11 protein-coding genes are annotated in these 16,412 nt (G+C 54.2%); all 11 read right to left on the bottom strand.

What is annotated here, in order from left to right; translation table 11 throughout:
• Positions 1-27: 27 nt before the first annotated feature.
• Positions 28-3,486, bottom strand: coding sequence for a DNA polymerase III subunit alpha (locus JJE36_04955; GenBank protein ID MBK5211645.1), 3,459 nt, complete (start codon positions 3,484-3,486; stop codon positions 28-30).
• A gap of 15 nt (positions 3,487-3,501) precedes the next feature.
• On the bottom strand, positions 3,502-3,795 hold the full coding sequence (locus JJE36_04950; protein ID MBK5211644.1) for a TrpR YerC/YecD: 294 nt from the start codon (positions 3,793-3,795) through the stop codon (positions 3,502-3,504).
• 19 nt (positions 3,796-3,814) lie between these two features.
• Positions 3,815-5,677: an O-antigen ligase family protein gene (locus JJE36_04945; GenBank protein ID MBK5211643.1), complete on the bottom strand. Its 1,863-nt coding sequence runs from the start codon at positions 5,675-5,677 to the stop codon at positions 3,815-3,817.
• A 102-nt stretch (positions 5,678-5,779) separates the two neighbouring features.
• Complete coding sequence (locus tag JJE36_04940) at positions 5,780-7,075, bottom strand: MFS transporter (protein MBK5211642.1); 1,296 nt, start codon at positions 7,073-7,075, stop codon at positions 5,780-5,782.
• Positions 7,044-8,639, bottom strand: coding sequence for a citramalate synthase (locus JJE36_04935; GenBank protein MBK5211641.1), 1,596 nt, complete (start codon positions 8,637-8,639; stop codon positions 7,044-7,046). Before JJE36_04935 ends, JJE36_04940 begins: the two co-directional genes overlap by 32 nt.
• 20 nt (positions 8,640-8,659) lie before the next feature.
• The gene (locus JJE36_04930; GenBank protein ID MBK5211640.1) at positions 8,660-9,583 is read right to left on the bottom strand and encodes a branched-chain amino acid transaminase; all 924 of its coding nucleotides are present in this window, start codon (positions 9,581-9,583) and stop codon (positions 8,660-8,662) included.
• 114 nt (positions 9,584-9,697) lie between these two features.
• On the bottom strand, positions 9,698-13,237 hold the full coding sequence (locus tag JJE36_04925) for a cytochrome c3 family protein (GenBank protein MBK5211639.1): 3,540 nt from the start codon (positions 13,235-13,237) through the stop codon (positions 9,698-9,700).
• Positions 13,238-14,080 (bottom strand): hypothetical protein, encoded by an 843-nt coding sequence (locus tag JJE36_04920; GenBank protein ID MBK5211638.1) that lies wholly within the window; start codon positions 14,078-14,080, stop codon positions 13,238-13,240.
• Positions 14,081-14,271: 191 nt separating this feature from the next.
• Positions 14,272-15,489: a DegT/DnrJ/EryC1/StrS family aminotransferase gene (locus JJE36_04915; protein ID MBK5211637.1), complete on the bottom strand. Its 1,218-nt coding sequence runs from the start codon at positions 15,487-15,489 to the stop codon at positions 14,272-14,274.
• Positions 15,486-16,082, bottom strand: a complete 597-nt coding sequence (locus JJE36_04910) for a carbonic anhydrase (protein ID MBK5211636.1) — start codon at positions 16,080-16,082, stop codon at positions 15,486-15,488. The genes JJE36_04915 and JJE36_04910 overlap by 4 nt, the downstream gene beginning before the upstream one ends.
• 133 nt (positions 16,083-16,215) lie before the next feature.
• Positions 16,216-16,412: transposase (locus JJE36_04905; protein MBK5211635.1), on the bottom strand; the 197-nt coding region annotated here is incomplete at its 5' end.

Here is a 16,412-nt window from a genome sequence, read left to right as displayed (position 1 = left end):
AAATATGCCCTCTCCCGCTTTGTCCCTCTACCGCACCCCTACCGACCCACTGCCGAAAATGAACGTCAGTTCGGCGAAAAGACCTTCAGCCTTCGAGTTGACATGCTCTTCCATGGTTACGACGATCGTTCTGTCTTCCTTTTCATCCAGCAAATGCAGTTCGACGATGTCCCTACCCGGATAGGCGAGCAAACCTCGCTTGAAATCATTCTTGAAAATATCTTGTCCGACGATTGTTGTAGACGCTTTGACGATGATTCGTTTCGGAATATCGGCGAATCGGGCACCGTCGAACGCCTTCACCTCTTGAACCATGAGCTTGACTCCGCGATCGTCACTTTCGACTTTTGCCCTCAGCAACACCACCGCATCTTCGACAATCAGCCCTCGGCACTTTTCAAGCGTCTTGGGGAAAATCACCGCTTCGATCGAGCCACCGAGATCTTCGAGCTGGCAGGTCGCCATCATGGCACCTCTTTTTGTGGGGCGAACAGATACTCCGGTCAACATCCCCGCAAAGCGATACGTTCTTCCGGTCTCGATATCATCTATTTGATCGAGCGAATAATCAGCCTGACTGTTTATGACCGCCTCGATTTCTCTGAGCGGGTGATCGGATACATATACTCCGAGCATCTCTTTTTCAAAAGATAGTTTGATTCTTTTGTCCCAATCGAAGGATTCGGGCTCGGGAACCTCTTCGGAAAATCCGCTGTCATCGTCGCCGAACAAATCGAACATCGAAAGCTGCCCTGCATCACGGTCCTTTTGTCGCTTCGATGCCGCCTCTAAAATTCCTCCCTCGTCGAGTTGTTCGAACAACTGGCGGCGCGGGTACCCCGTGGTATCGAACGCCCCCGCTTTGATGAGCGCCTCAATCGCCTTTCGATTGACCGATCGTGAATTGATGCGCTCGGCGAAATCATGGAGAGACTTGAATTCCCCGCCTTCCTCGCGAGCTGCGATGATGGCTTCGACGGCCGCCTCACCAACGCCTGAGATACCCGCCAACCCGAAGCGGATTCCCACATCGGGAATCGGCGTGAACGCGGAAAACGACGAATTGACGTCGGGAGGAAGCACGGCGATGTTTTCCTTCTTGCATTTATTGAGGTAGCCGACGATTTTGTCCTTGGAACCGATATAGCTCGTGAGAACGGCGGCCATCGCCTCAAGAGGCCAGTGCGCTTTGAGGTACGCGGTACGCATGGTGATGACGCCGTATGCGGCCGAGTGGCTTTTGTTGAATGCATACGCCGAGAACGGCAAAATGTCCAGCCACATTTTTTCGGCCATTTTCGGGTCGAAGCCGTTTTCCTTCGCGCCCTCCACCCAAGCCTTCTCGAATGTCTCGAGGAGGTCGAGTTTCTTTTTTGCCATGGCCTTGCGCAGCTTGTCCGCCTTTGCGGCGGAAAACCCGCACATCAGCATCGATACCCGCATGACTTGCTCTTGATACACGATGGTACCGTACGTCTCCTCCAGCAACGGCTTGAGGCGATCGTCGTAGTACGTGATCTTCTTTTCCCCGTTTTTACGCTTGACGAAGTCGTCGACCATCCCTGAGCCGAGGGGACCGGGTCGATAGAGCGCGAGAACGGCGATGATGTCGGTGAAATGGGACGGTTTCAGCCGTTTCAAAAGTGACTGCATCCCTCCGGATTCCACCTGAAAAACGCCGGCGGTCTCTCCCCTTGCAAGCAAATCGATTGCAGCCTTGTCATCGAGCGGGATTTCGCTTTCGACGATTTTCGTTCCGTAATTGCGCTCGATGCTCTTAATGGCTTCTTGGATGACCGACAAGTTGCGCAATCCCAGGAAGTCCATTTTCAGCAGACCCATTTCGGCGACCTGCGGACCGTTGTACTGCGTGACGACGGCCCCGCCCTTAGTGTCGTATTTCACGGGAACGTAGTTGCTTAAATCGTCTCGACAGATGACGACTGCGGCGGCATGCACGCCCTCGCCGCGGGTGAGTCCCTCTATGCTTTTCGCCGCATCGACGATACGATGCGTCTGCTCATCGGACTCATATTCGGCTTTGAACTCCTTGTTGCTCGCAAGCGCCTTCTCGATGGTGATGCCGATTTCGCTGCCGATGGACTTCGTAATCTTATCGGCAACGGCATAGGGGTAACCCATGACGCGGCCGACATCGCGGACGGCACCTTTGGCCTGCATCTTAGTGAAGGTTATGATCTGGGAGACTTTTTTCTCGCCGTATTTTTGACGAACATACTCGATGACTTCTTGGCGACGTCTGTCATCGAAGTCCATATCGATATCGGGCATCTCGGAACGCTCCGGGTTGAGGAATCGCTCGAAGAGCAAATCGTACTTCAAAGGATCGATATCGGTGATGTTGAGAGCGTAGGCGACGATGGAACCTGCGGCAGAACCTCGTCCCGGCCCGACGCCGATACCTTGGTCTTTGGCCCACTGGGTGAAGTCGGCGACAATCAAAAAGTATGCGGGAAATCCCTTGCCGACGATGACTTCCATCTCGTGCTCGAATCGCGCCAGGATTTCTTCGGAGAGCGGATCTCCGTAACGTTTTTTCAAACCCTCCACACAAAGCTCGCGAAGATAGGTGGCCTCGGTGTCTCCTTCCGGGACTCTAAAGGCCGGCAAGATCATTTTCCCGAACTCGATTTCGACGTTACATTGCTCGGCGATTGCCGCCGTGTTGCTCAACGCCTCGGGATAGGGACTGAGCGCGGCATTCATTTCCTCGGCCGTTTTCATATAGAATTCGTCGCACGAAAACTTGAACCTGTTGGGATCGTCGATGTTGGCGTTCGTGCCGATGCACAACAAGATATCTTGGACCGCCGCGGCTTCACGCGTGAGGTAGTGAATATCGTTCGTACCGACCAACCCGAGTCCCATTTCTTGGCCGAGGCTGGCGATGGCTTTGTTGAGCTGACCTTGCGTGACACCGAGGTTGGTGGTTATGTTTTGCTCTTGCACTTCCAAGTAAAAACAGCCCGGGTCGAACACGCGCGTATAATACTCCGCCCAGCGCCGTGCTTCATCGGCGGCACCGACTTCGAACGATTTGGGAATGACGCCGCTCAAGCATGCGGAGGTCGCGATAAGACCGCTCGAGTACTTTTCCAAAAGTTCGGCGTCGACACGAGGTTTGTAATAGTACCCGTTGACGGCGGCTTCGGAACAAATCGCCATGAGGTTTTTATATCCTTCATTGTTGCGCGCAAGCAGCAACAAGTGATACAGACTCGGCTTTCCGTTTCTCTCAACCCGTGAATTCGGCGTGAAATAGACCTCACATCCGATAATGGGTTTCACGCCTATATCGACGGCATTTTTATAAAAGTCGATTGCACCGTACATATACCCGTGGTCGGTTATGGCGAGCGCAGGCATATCCAATTCCTTGGCCCGCAACAACAAACTGCGCGTGGATGCGGCACCGTCGAGCATCGAGTACTCGGTGTGGGTATGCAAATGAACGAACGACGACATTAAAACTCCCTTGAATTATTCCGCAATACGAGAAAGTACGGTTTCGTAGCCGCCCTCGCCGTAATTGAGACATTTTGAAACGCGCGCCACCGTCGTTGCGGAGGCACCTGTTATTTTTTGAATGGACATATACAGCTCACCGGCGCTCAGCAAGCGTGCGACCTCGAGCCGTTGCGACATCTCTTGAATCTCTCGAAAGGTCGCCAAATCGACGAGAAGAGCATAGAGCTCATCGTTGTCATTAAGCGACCGAAGAGCCGTGAGGAGTTGTTCGACTTCGGGTGTTCTCACTTTGTCTTGACCGGGCATGGTATCGATCCTCACTACTTCATTGATTCGCTTTGTCGAGCGCCGACCGGACTTCCTTTATCGGCACACCCCAAATCCGTTGTCCGTATGTGCCGAACTCTTCCACCACGGCGAGTGCGGTTTTGGCGGTGACGAGATCGCCTTCAACCACACTGGCAATGGCAAGCTCGATGTTTATATCAGGTTGTTTGGGAAATGTTTTCGCCGCCTGTTCCAGCAGTATTTGGTGCAGTCTGTCGGCCGTCGAAGCTGCAACACCGCGCTGCGTTTTTGTAAAGCCGGCTTTATAGGCGGCGTTCGCATAAACGAGCGTGTAATAGGGGTTCGTTTCATCGCCCGTCTCAGCCGATTCGGTCTTCAGCGACTTGAAGGTCGCCGTTTGCTCCGCCAGCGCGGCACCCGTCGCCGAAGAATACGCATAGGCGAGATTGACCTGATGCGCGAAGTACGGATCGAATCCGTACACTTGTTCAAGGGCGATGGCGCGCTCGAACGAGGTGCCCGACAGGTAGACGACCGGACCGAGCGCAATCCTCCCGAGCACATCGGCAGTGCCTGATAAAATGAGGCACAGCGCAACGACCGTTCCGATTTTCTTTATCGTAGCCCCTGATTTTCCGAGGTTGAATCCGGATGAGTCCTGCGAAGAACCACTCGCAGAAAGTGCGAAACATATCGCAACCAGCGGCAATAAATTGACGGTCGCAGGCATGGTCAGCAGAATATAGGCCGATGCGAGCGAAGCGGCGAAAGCAGGCGCATAGCCTGACGCGACATCGGAGTTTTTCAGACTTTTCGCAATCCACAGTCCAAACCACGAGAGAATCAATGCCAGCCCTACGAGTCCGAAGGAAACCGTCATCAAAACAAGCACGTTATGCGGGTCGGTCGTACCGTCTGTGAGATGCAGGGCATCGCCACCGAACCAATTCAACGGTTTAGCGACCGTTGCCGCTCCTCCGAAAAAGCCGTCTGCACCATAGCCGAACACGGGACGATTTTTCAGGATTGAGACAGCCATCCTCCACAATTGCAACCTGATATCGAAGAATTCGCTTGATATCAATTTGTTTAGCCCTGCATACGTCGCACCGACGGTGAGCATGACCACGGCTGCGGAGCCACCCCATCCCAGTGCGGTCCTTGCCTTTTTCGACGTCACGATCTGCGTGATTAAAAACCAAATAAGTATCCCGATTATCATCACGATGCCGGTGAGCATACGACTGGAATACATAACCATCAAAGTGAATAAAACGATGGCGAAACGTAATCCGAGTTCGAGATTGAAACGCTTCTTCAAGAGAGGATACTGCATGTTGAGAGTGAAGACGCTCAGCACCACGAAGAACAGCCCCAATTCGGACAAGTTACCGAAGCCGAGATGTTCCGCATCGACGAGGTACTTGTCGGCGGAATTGATTATCGGAATGATGAAGGCAATCACGGCAGTCACAAACAGCACAACAGGCGCCGCCAGCGACAATATCTCGGTCAATGCATCACTGTGGCGCACAGCATACCACCCGATGACGGCTATCGCGGTTATCGTGAGCATGCCAACAAGCGAAGTGGGCATGCCGAAGAAGGCGGACCAGAACCTACCGCTGACCGCAGAGCTTATCCAGCCCCATGCAATGAAGGCGATTCCCGCCACCGAAAGCAGGGAAAATCGACCTGAAAGCGCCGAACCGTCCGCGACCTTCTTCTTTCCGAAAAATTCGTATGCGAGACATCCGCCCGCCATGATGGCGGCAAGGCACAGAAACACTGAATTCAACGAGGCGAACTGCGACTGACTTCCGGTAAAGTATTTCGCACTGTATCCTCCGATGACGGAAAAAAACAAAATAATCGCAGGAAAGAAGTATCGCTTGCGCATAGAAAATCCTTAAGCATCCGGTGAGAGTTGAGAAGACCGAAAAGCTCGGCCACGTGCCTTGTATTATACCGCTAATGGCTTGTTACTCGGCATCTGAACACCTTATTCTTGACCGATGGGTGCACGGTCGTGAGGAGCGATATCCTCCCCTTCTGCAAGCGGATCGATTCGATCGCCGGGTATCGCCACACCTGCCGTGATATCGACGCGGCGCGCCAAGGGAATCAGACAAATCGACAGTGCGACCGTAAGAATCGAGGCCCCCAGCAAGACTCCTTGCACGCCGAGAAGTTTCGCCAAAAACGGTGAGAGCGCAAGAGGGATGAGCGCAAAACCGATACGAATGGTTTGAAGACTACCCAGCACACGGCCGACCGATTCAAGTGGAGCCGTCGCCTGTACGAGCGTACGCATCATGGGCTCGGCTACGCCGAAGGCGACGCCGAGGATAAATCCACCGGCCATGACGGCATACACGCTGCGAGTGGCGACATACAGAATCGAGCCGGCGCCGACCAATCCGACGAACACGGCGAGCAAAACCGAATTGATGCGACGAGCCGGAATCCTCGACAACACGAGAACACCGACGACGAGGCCGACTCCGATCATCGCGTTGATCCAGCCCATCCATTGAATACCGGCTCCGACGACGTCTTTGTAGTACAGCGATTCGAGCGCGTCAAACGCCCCAAATGAGAACCACAATATTATGCCCACAACCAAAAAGTAGCGCAGCGCCGGTTCGGAAAATATCAGACGCATGCCTTCCGTCGCTTCTCGCAGGGGATGCGACTTATCGCGAACCACCTCGGGTTTATGCTGCTCGGTGGCGATGATTGCGCACATAAGGGATACGACGACGGCGACCGCCGCGAACAAGAACACCGTCATCGTCGGAAACTTTCCTACGATGAAACCTCCGATGAGCGGGCCGAAAATCGCGGAGATGTATGATCCGAGCAAGACGAGTGCATTGATTTTTTTGAGACCTTCACGCCCTTCCTCGACATAGGGGGCATAGGCGTTATAGGCGGTTTTCGAAGTCGAGAGCAAAGCTCCGAGCGCAGCGGCAAACGCCATGAACAGCACAATTTTCTCGCCGATGAACATCGAAGACAGCGAAACGGCGACGGTAAGCCCTGCGGCGGCGATAACCACCTTGCGCGGTCCGAACTTGTCGACGAGGCTTCCTGCAACGAAACTGCCGATAATTTGTGCGAAGTTGACGCAAAGCATCACCGTTGCGATGAGCGCGGGACCTGCATTCAAATTGTAAGCTGCATAGCCGGTTATACCGACGAAGTAGGCCGTCTCCACACCGAGCCCGTGAAAGAAACTCGAGGAAAACAGCGCCTTTTCTCTTCTATTGAGACCCTGGAATCTGTTTTTCATCATGTTTGGTCAACCCGTAATCTATTGAATCGACAAGTGCTTCCCATGAAGCCTCGATAATGTTTTCACTTACTCCGACGCTACCCCACGTGCCGTCGGAATCGCCCGATTCTATCAGTACCCTGGTGACCGCATCGGTTCCTTTTCGCTCATCGAGTACGCGCACTTTGTAGTCCGTCAAACTGATGCGTGCAAGCTCAGGGTAAAAGCTCCCTATCGCTTTGCGCAGGGCCTTATCGAGCGCATTGACCGGACCGTTTCCTTCCGCGGTCGCAATGAAGCGCCTCTCACCGACCAAAATCTTGATGGTCGCCTCGGTCATGACCCGCCCGTCTTCACGCTTTTCAGCGATGACGCGAAACGATTCGAGCGTAAACGTCGGCTTGTAGGTGCCGCTCTGCTTGGCGAGCATCATCGCCAGAGATCCGTCGGCCGCCTCGAAGGAATAACCTTCGTACTCACGATCCTTGATCGCTTCCAATACCGAGGCGGCTGTTGCATCCTCGAGCTGAAAGCCGAGTTCCTCGGCGCGCATTCTCAAAGAAGCTTTCCCCGCCAATTCGGAAACGACGATTTTCGCAAAATTCCCGACGGCGGAAGGTTCGATGTGCTGATAAGCCGACGACATGCGTTCGATCCCGCTCGCGTGTATTCCGCCCTTGTGCGCAAAAGCACTCGACCCGACATAAGGTTGGAAATGATCGGGGGCGATGTTCAGCGTATCGGCGACGAATTTACTTATTGAAGTCAATCCGCCGAGCTGTTTGGGAGTCACACACGTATCCCCCATTTTCAAAACCAGTCCGGCGATTATCGCGAGCATGTCCGCATTGCCGCATCTCTCACCGTAGCCGTTCACCGACCCTTGGACCAACATGGCCCCGGCGTGAACCGCCGTCAATGTATCGGCGACTCCGCACGCGGCATCGTTGTGAAAATGCACGCCGAGAAGACGCTCGTTACCGAGCGGCTCGATTGTCGAGAGCGTCCGGCTTACGATATCCGATACTTCGAAAGGAAGAATCCCTCCGTTTGTATCGCAAAGCGTTACCCCTATCGCTCCCGCGCGATAGGCGCATTCGACCACTGAAAGCGCGTAGGCGGAATCGATTTTGAATCCATCGAAATAATGTTCGGCGTCCACGAACACCGTCAAACCCGAGTCTTTCAAAAAACTCACCGAGTCTTTCAACTGGGCAAGGTTATCTTGAGGTGTCATTCCAAGCGTTCGTTCGACTTGCGTGCGAGAGGATTTTGCGACGATGCATACGGTCGATACGCCGGAATCGACGATTGCGGAAAGCCCGGGATCATTTGACGCTTTATTTCCTTTGCGAGCAATCGTTCCGAAAGCGACGATGCGCGCATGTGCGAGTTCGAGCTCGAGCGCACGGCGAAAGAACTCGGCGTCTTTGGGATTGGAGCCGGGAAAACCGCCTTCGATATAATCGATACCGAGAACATCGAGTCGTTGTGCGATTCTAAGCTTATCGTCAACTGACAGAGATGCCCCTTCGCGTTGCATTCCATCGCGAAGGGTCGTGTCATAGAGTACTGTCTTACGCATCTCGCAATTCATGGATACCTTTACTCGACACCGGTCAGCCAGCCTTTATAATTTACACTCTCGCCCTTCGCCGCGGCGAAATATGCCTTTTGGAGCTTCATGGTGATAGGCCCGGCGACACCTGAACCGATCTTGATTTCGTCGACCGAGTTGACGGGGACGAGTTCTGCGGCCGATCCCGTCATGAAGAACTCGTCAGCCGTATAAAGTTCACTTCGAACCATCGAACGCTCGACGACTTCATAGCCCATATCGCGTGCAATCTTCATGACCGAGTCACGAGTGATTCCTTCGAGAATGCCGTCGCTTACCGGCGGGGTGTAGAGAACGTCGTTCTTCACGATGAAAAGGTTCTCACCGGTGCCTTCGCAAACTTTTCCGGCCTCGTTGAGTAAAATGGCCTCATTATAGCCGTGGTGCAGAGCCTCGATTTTGGCAAAAGAACTGTTCGTATAGTTGCCCGTAGCCTTAATCGCAGGTGGAAGCGAGTTGGGCGAATGTTTACGCCAGCTCGATATGCCGACTTTGACGCCTTGCGTAAGCGCTTCTTCACCCAAATACGTATCCCACGGCCAAATGGCTATGAAGAAATCGACCGGCGCTTGGAGCGGGTTGACACCCATCGATCCATAACCGCGATAAACAAGCGGACGTATATAGCAGGAATCGACCTTGTTCACCTTGATTATGTCGATGACGGCTTGCATCATCTCATCGACGGTATAGCCGATTTCCATATACATCATACGGGCGCTTCGCTCGAGGCGCTCCATATGCTCGCGAAGTCGAAAGACCTGCGGTCCCTCGGAAGTCGCATAGCAACGAATACCCTCAAATACGCCGGAACCGTAGTGAAGTCCGTGAGTCAGCACATGTACCTTTGCATCATCCCACGCGATGATTTCTCCGTCTTTCCATATGTAGTCTACGGTCGGTTGGGCCATGTCTTCGTCATCCCTTCACAGTTATTCAAAATTCATATCGTTTCATTATAGACAGATATTACAATCTTGTGCAGGATGAATGCGGCGGAAAACACCTCCGATTGCGCAGGGATGCTAGACGTCTTCCCAGTTGTTCGTACTACGGTTCATGATCGAAGGATAGGGCAAGAGGTATATTCGCATGATTGAAAACGGCGAACTCAAGGAGAACGGTCGTGAAACCGGTAAGAATTCCGGTGGAATCGATTTCAAAGTGCTTTCAATTGCCGCGCCCTCGAGCATTCCTTCCGCCTTCGATGTCTGCGCCTGCGAGCTTTCATTTTGAACCGCGAGATTATCGAGGTAACTTTTCGCCTCTGCGGTCACTTTTTCGCTCTCGGTTTTCTTATTCTCGGCGGTTTTCTCCGTCGATGCGGTCTTAGGAGCTTTGTAACACAATGACTCGGCATAAATTTTCGTTCTGTCGTTATGGCATGTCGCACAGTCGAATATTGCGTTCGATGATTTCGCAGCAGCCCTCGCCGACGCGCCGGCAACAGTCGAACTCCTCTTATTATGACAAAGCCCGCACCCGCGCACATCGGTCAACTGATCGATAGTCTTCGTATACTGTTTGTTCGTATTCCCTGCGACATTTTCCCCAAACCAGTAATCGTTGTGTGCCGAAGCTATATCGACACTCCCGAAATTGAACAGAGAGCTGATGCTCTTGGAACCGTGGCAACTTGTTTGCGACACATCGGAGCCCGCACAACTCGACGCCTTCAGCGTTTTCCCGTGCGCGGCGACAAGCGCGTGCGATTTTTCCACACGTGTCGGATTGTTTCCATGCCAGTCTTTGAGGTGGCAGGCACTTTGCGTGGTTCCGCATGTCGCAAACGAATCGGTCGTCATGCCGGCTTCAACCTGCGTCCAATCGGTCTGCCCGCTCGCAGATGCGACATGACAGGATTGACAGCCTTTCTTCGAACGCATGGTGTGCTCGGTCTGAACATCGGAATAGTGACACTGCGCGCAGGAAACGTTCTCATATGAACCGCCATCGGGTCCGAAATTGAAGCTTTTCTTAAAATGCGCGGCAGTTTTATATATGCCGGTCCCGACATAGCCCGGGCTTATTTTTTGAAGTGTCGAGGTGGTCGTTTTCGAGGTGAGCATCGAGGCGCTTCCAAGAACGACGGCGTCATGCTTGAGCGTGTGGATCGACTTGTAATAGTTCGTCCCGTCCGGAGTCGTATGGCACCGACCACAAATCGAACGTGTCTGATTTTCAAGGGACATCTTACCTGCGGTCGGTGCGACTTTTTCGCCGAGCGTATCGACTTTCGAACTCGTCGTCCAATTCCCGAGAAGTGCCGTATCGTTGCGGGACGTATGCGGCCAGTCGTTGAGCGCACCGGAGCGTTGCGTATCTTTATCGAAATCCGCTGTAGTGTAATGGCATTCCTTACACCCGTTGCTCACGCTCAGATCTCCTCGATGACATGCGACGCAAGCAAGGGTGGCATGATTACCGGCGCCGTTATCCACCCCCGTCTGCCGCGCATGGGCGGTGACGCTTTTCGTGAGACTGAACGTGTCTTCGCTCACGTCTGAAGGCGCACTTTTCGAGGTGGCCTTCGTGTGGCAATCGACGCACTGCGCCACTTTTTTCCCACCGTGCTGTGCATGGCAGGAGGTGCATGATAGATCATAGTAGCCGGTCTCTCCCGACGCGGGAATTCCGTCATGTACCCCGATGGCGTGCCCCGAATTGTCGGCACCGAGGCTGCTCGCATTCCCGTTTTCGGCGGTATAGGTTTGCGTGTTCGGTGCGATACCCGACGAAGTGTGACAATACTGGCACTGCGACACCGAGTCCGTGAGAAGCGTCGCTTCACCGGGTGCCGTCGATTCGTGACACACGGAGCACGGTCTTGTCATGTCGTCATGGTAGCTAAAAAGAGTTCCGACGTTCCCGGACGCTTTGATATTCGCCGTACCCTCGACGCTCTTCATGCCCGTCGGAGAGGGAAGTTTCGATAACGTCACCGTCATCTTCGCCCCCTGTGCGGAGGTGGCGACATCGGCCGCCCCGGCAAGAACCGGCACGAATGCAACCGATAGCGCGATGAGCACGACAACAAGTGTAAATCCGATTCCGGCGAAACCTTCATCGGATGAATCCTCAATGTGAGGATGTTCCTCATATCGAATATCTCGCGCCGTCGCCGTCAACTCGTCAAAGGACTGCGCCTCGATGTCGATTTCACGAGCCGCACCGATCACATCGGGCCGGTTCGAAATCAACAGCGCACCGGTACCCATCTTCCGGCACAAAGCAAGCGTCTCGATATCGAAACGATCGAGGTGAGGATACTTTTCTGTTATGCGCTCTATATCCTTCGAAGACACCTTGAGCGGTTTCACTCGAAGCGCTGCGCGCGCGAAGGTGCGATGGATGAACCCTTCGACGCCGCTCGACACATAGACCGTGTTCGTCAAAAGCTCGAGAAGATTTTCCTCCCCCGTGTCGTTCACTCGTTCCGCCACGCTCACGTCGAGCACATAGCGTTTCGTACGCAGACGCACACAAAGGATGAAGATGACCACGTCGGCGATGCACAGAATTATGAAGGGAAGCACATACGGCAACTTTTGTTCGAGAGGCAGAATCACACGCGTCGAAGGAACGGTCGCCTTCGTCGAAAATGTACTGACGCGGTCATTGTAGGTATCGGCGACATACAAGGTGTCGGAACAATATGCGACGGCACTCGGATAATAAAGATTTCCGTCTTTTCTTCCCCTCTCGGAAAAAGTCTTTTGCACCGTTCCGTTCACGGGATTGACTGAAGACACCGTTCCCGTCATGGCATCGGTGACATAGAGATGCGTCCCGTCGGTCGTCACACCGGTCGGGAGCACAAAAGAATCGTTCTCCCACGCAACGGTGGGCGATGTCGGATGCGAATCGAGCGCAACGATTCTCCCGTTGAGCGAGTCGGCCACGACTATTCTCTGCCCCGATGCATTCTTGCCTTGCAGGACGCATACTGCAGTCGGGGTGTTGAGTTCTGCTCCCGAGGAACCGGCGTTGAAATAGCCGAACTCCATCACTCCGTCAAGCGTTCCGCGCACGATTCCTGAAGCGGTCGTCACATAAAGTCGTTCTCGCCCAGCGGCGTCTTTTGCAACCGTCACGGATACCGGAGGTTGTTCGACAAACGATACGCTCCGCCAAAACGCGCCACCGGCTTTGAAAATCAGCAGTTCCTTAAGGGTGGAATCGACCACGTAGAGCGTGCCGTTTTTCGCCACCGCCACTGAGACGGGCGACTTGAGCTGCTTGGCCCCTATGGTTTTCGTTCGTTGCCCATACGCATCCATCACCGCGATTGAACCGTTGCCGGTATCGGCCACGAACATTTCACCTTTTGCGTCGAGAGCGACCGAACGCGGACGGCTGAGGAGATTTTCCGCCGAACCGTAAAGGGAGCTTTTCGATTGTGCAACCGTCGTATTGCGCGTTTTGGCAAGAATGCGAGGCTTGGCCACGAGAAAATATCCGGCGAACACGAGGCTCACCAAGGCACAAAGACTCACATTCACCGCAAGTAAATACAGCGTCGTCTTACGGGAGGCCCTCTGTTTTATAGACAGAACCTTTCCCACTCAGTTGCCTTCTTTTATGACAGCATCGACTTTTTTCGAGGAGAATTCGGCGAGAACCGCCTTCTTCGCCGTCGCAGCTTGGTGAGAATGCGTCTGAACAAGCGACGCCACGTGCAGTTTCGCCGGTTCGAAATTCGGATTGTATTCAAGGGCGCGGTAGTAAGCCTTTCCCGCCTCAACCCAATTCGATTGCGTCTCTTCGAGTTCGCCCAACTCGACGAATAGGCTCGGATTGGCAGGAGCGACAACCGCGGCTTTATCAAGAAAACTCGCCGCCCTCAGCTTGTTTCCCTGCTTCGTCAACGCGCGAGAATATTCGGAATAAATCACACGTGTGAGTTCTCCCGCATTGTCCCCGACGCTTTGGGCTGCTTGCTCCAGCAGGGAAAACGACTGTGCTTTACGCTCGGCATCGGATGCGTATACCCGAGAGGCGGCGTAAAGTGCAAGGGGGTCCGAGGTGCCGCCGGCCATGAGCGAGTCCGCCGCCGCCGTAGCATTTTCCGTGAGTCCGGGCACCTTCATCTGCGCGAGAATCACCCGTGCCTTCGCCTCGATGCTCGGGGTGTACGTTGCTGAACTTGCGCCGGCTCGTTTTGCCGCCGTCACCGATTCGGCGTATTGTTTTTGAGCATATATCAGATTCCTGGTAGTCGCGGTATCGGGGTCGGAGGCAAGCTTGCCGGCACTCCACACGAAACAAAAAGTCACGATGCCGGCAATGATACAAGCGGTAATCACTCCCGCAAGCACGACGAGCGCACGCTGAATCGGCGTGTAGGCGTGTGCTTTGCGTGTGATAAACTGACCTTTGTGTTTGTTGGTTTTTTCGTCGATGTCCATGTCCCTCATTATGACATGACACCCGATGATTTTCACGGGAGAGAGTGTGAACGAAATCTTGCAAGAAAAAGACCGAGCATGCCCCTAAAATAATCTATACCGCACAGAATGACGCCCAGAGGAACTAAGCGCAATCCGCTGCGAAGGTATCCACTTAATCCACATAGCGACTTCGTCCGCAACTATCCGTTTCACTCACCGGACATCGCCTCGAACAGGACCGCGGAAACGACATCTGCGACATGCGCCATATGCTGCTCGTTAAGCGTCGGATGCACGTAAAATACGATGGATTCCGCATCTGCGACGTGTGCTCCGACCAGTGATTCCCGATTCACGTCGGCAAAGCGTTGAAACGCCTGTTCTTTGCCGATGAGAGCACTCGAGCCGTACTGGCAGGGTGCGCCTCTCCTGTTTATTTCAGCAATGACTCGATTGCGCGACCAATCACTTTTCAAATTTTTCACGTCGATGCGCGCATAGAGGCGATAAAACGCATGGTTCGTGCCCGAGGCCGTTTCACACGCGCTCGGCACGAGCGCTCTGATTCCCCGTATGTCTTCGAATGCGCGGGCGAGATGATTCGCGTTGACCGTGCGCTGCTCATGATATTCGTCCAAATAATCCAACATGACCCGCCCGAGCGCGCCCTCCATCTCTCCGAGACGGGCATTCGTCCCGAACCGATCGGTCAGGTATTCGAACTCGGCGGAATTCGATCCGACACTCGTGTCGTGCGCCTTATCATACGAACGACCGTGATCTCTTTGCGCCCAAGCGCATTTATAGGCCGCTTCGTCTTTGAAGGTGATGAGGCCCCCTTCGCCGAGCGGCAAAATCTTATCCTGGCAAAATGAAAAACAACCGGCATCTCCCAACGAGCCGATTGCGCGACCTTTATAGGTCGCACCGTGCGCCTGCCCGCAATCCTCTATGACGACGGCGCCCACTTGCTCGGCTAGAGAAATCACCGAATCCATGTCGACGGGATACCCACCGAGATGAACGCATATAATCGCCTTTGTACGCGGGGTGAGTACCTGGGCCACCGACAGCGCCGTCAAATTGTTAGTGGAGGGATCGATGTCGGCGATGACGGGAATGGCGCCCACGCGCACGACCGCGCTGGCGGTGGCGATGAACGTGCGCGAAGGCACGATGACTTCATCGCCCTCGCCCACGCCGAATGCCGAGAGAGCCAATTCGAGAGCAAGCGTCCCGTTGGCAACGGCCAACGCATAGGGCACGCCGACATATGCGGCGTACGCATGTTCGAACGATTTGCATTCGTTGCCGGTCCAGTAGTTTATCTTTCCGCTACTCAGCACGCGGCTTACCGCCTCGATGCCTTCCGCGGGGATTACCGGCCACCCCGGCCATTGCATGGATGTGGCAAAAGATTCGTTCAAGAGGATACGGCCTTCCTCTTTTGAGCCGGAGTGTCTGAGACGAGCACGAAATCACCGAAACTTTTCGTTATCGTCGCCCCCGCTCCGGCTATCGAATGTCTCCCGAGCTCGACGAGCGGAATCATCGTCGCATTGGCACCGAGAAAAGCGTACTCACCGAGTCGGCAGGCTCCGCACATCACCGCACCGGGGGCGACGAAACCGTGAGCCGACACGACGCAATCATGCTCGACGATGGCACCGGTGTTGATAATCGCATCATCTTCTATCGTTGCAAAAGGATTGACGACGGCACGCGGGGCTATGAACACGCCGCGGCCTATGACCGCCGAAGAAGCGACGACAGCTGTCGGATCGATGAGGGAATAAGGGAGGAGACCTGCGGCCAGCGCACGCTCGAAAACGCGCGCTCGCGTTTCGTTGTCGCCGATGGCGACCAAGAAATGAGTCGCGGTCGCAGCCGTGCGCTCAAGGCTGTCTCCGGCATTTTCATCAATGACACATAAGTTTGAGAGACCCGCTGCGCGAGCACTCTCGCAAACGACCTTCGAATGTCCGCCGTCACCTACTATGACCAGCACAATTTCGCTCACACAACACTCCTTGAAAGGAGGGATATATCATCTCTCGAAGTGACATCGATTTTATCATAACGGACCGACGGTTATCGCGTGTCCGGCAGATTGACATCCTCCCCGCCGTGAACGACGGGGATTCCTACGGCGTTCAGGCGTATGCTTGAATCGCTTCGGCGGGTTCCTGATTCATCGAGAAGTCTGGTTGCACTATCTCTCCACAGGCTAACACGGCATATCCTGCCGCTAAGATGTTACATGCTGCATTTACGTCTGCATTGGCTTCATGGCCGCAAGCGGTGCATTTGAATCCGGCTTGGCTTGTCCGGTTTTCAGCTGCTATGTGGC

This window comes from Coriobacteriia bacterium (genome assembly GCA_016649875.1).
Lineage (GTDB): Bacteria > Actinomycetota > Coriobacteriia > WRKU01 > JAENWW01 > JAENWW01.
The sequence above is the reverse complement of the archived record's forward strand: the minus strand, read 5'-3'. Positions and strand labels throughout refer to the sequence as shown.

Coding starts and splice junctions, on each gene's coding strand:
- JJE36_04955 (MBK5211645.1), bottom strand. CDS start 3,486: ATGTCGTCGTTCGTTCATTTGCATACCCACACCGAGTACTCGATGCTC.
- JJE36_04950 (MBK5211644.1), bottom strand. CDS start 3,795: ATGCCCGGTCAAGACAAAGTGAGAACACCCGAAGTCGAACAACTCCTC.
- JJE36_04945 (MBK5211643.1), bottom strand. CDS start 5,677: ATGCGCAAGCGATACTTCTTTCCTGCGATTATTTTGTTTTTTTCCGTC.
- JJE36_04940 (MBK5211642.1), bottom strand. CDS start 7,075: ATGATGAAAAACAGATTCCAGGGTCTCAATAGAAGAGAAAAGGCGCTG.
- JJE36_04935 (MBK5211641.1), bottom strand. CDS start 8,639: ATGCGTAAGACAGTACTCTATGACACGACCCTTCGCGATGGAATGCAA.
- JJE36_04930 (MBK5211640.1), bottom strand. CDS start 9,583: ATGGCCCAACCGACCGTAGACTACATATGGAAAGACGGAGAAATCATC.
- JJE36_04920 (MBK5211638.1), bottom strand. CDS start 14,080: ATGGACATCGACGAAAAAACCAACAAACACAAAGGTCAGTTTATCACA.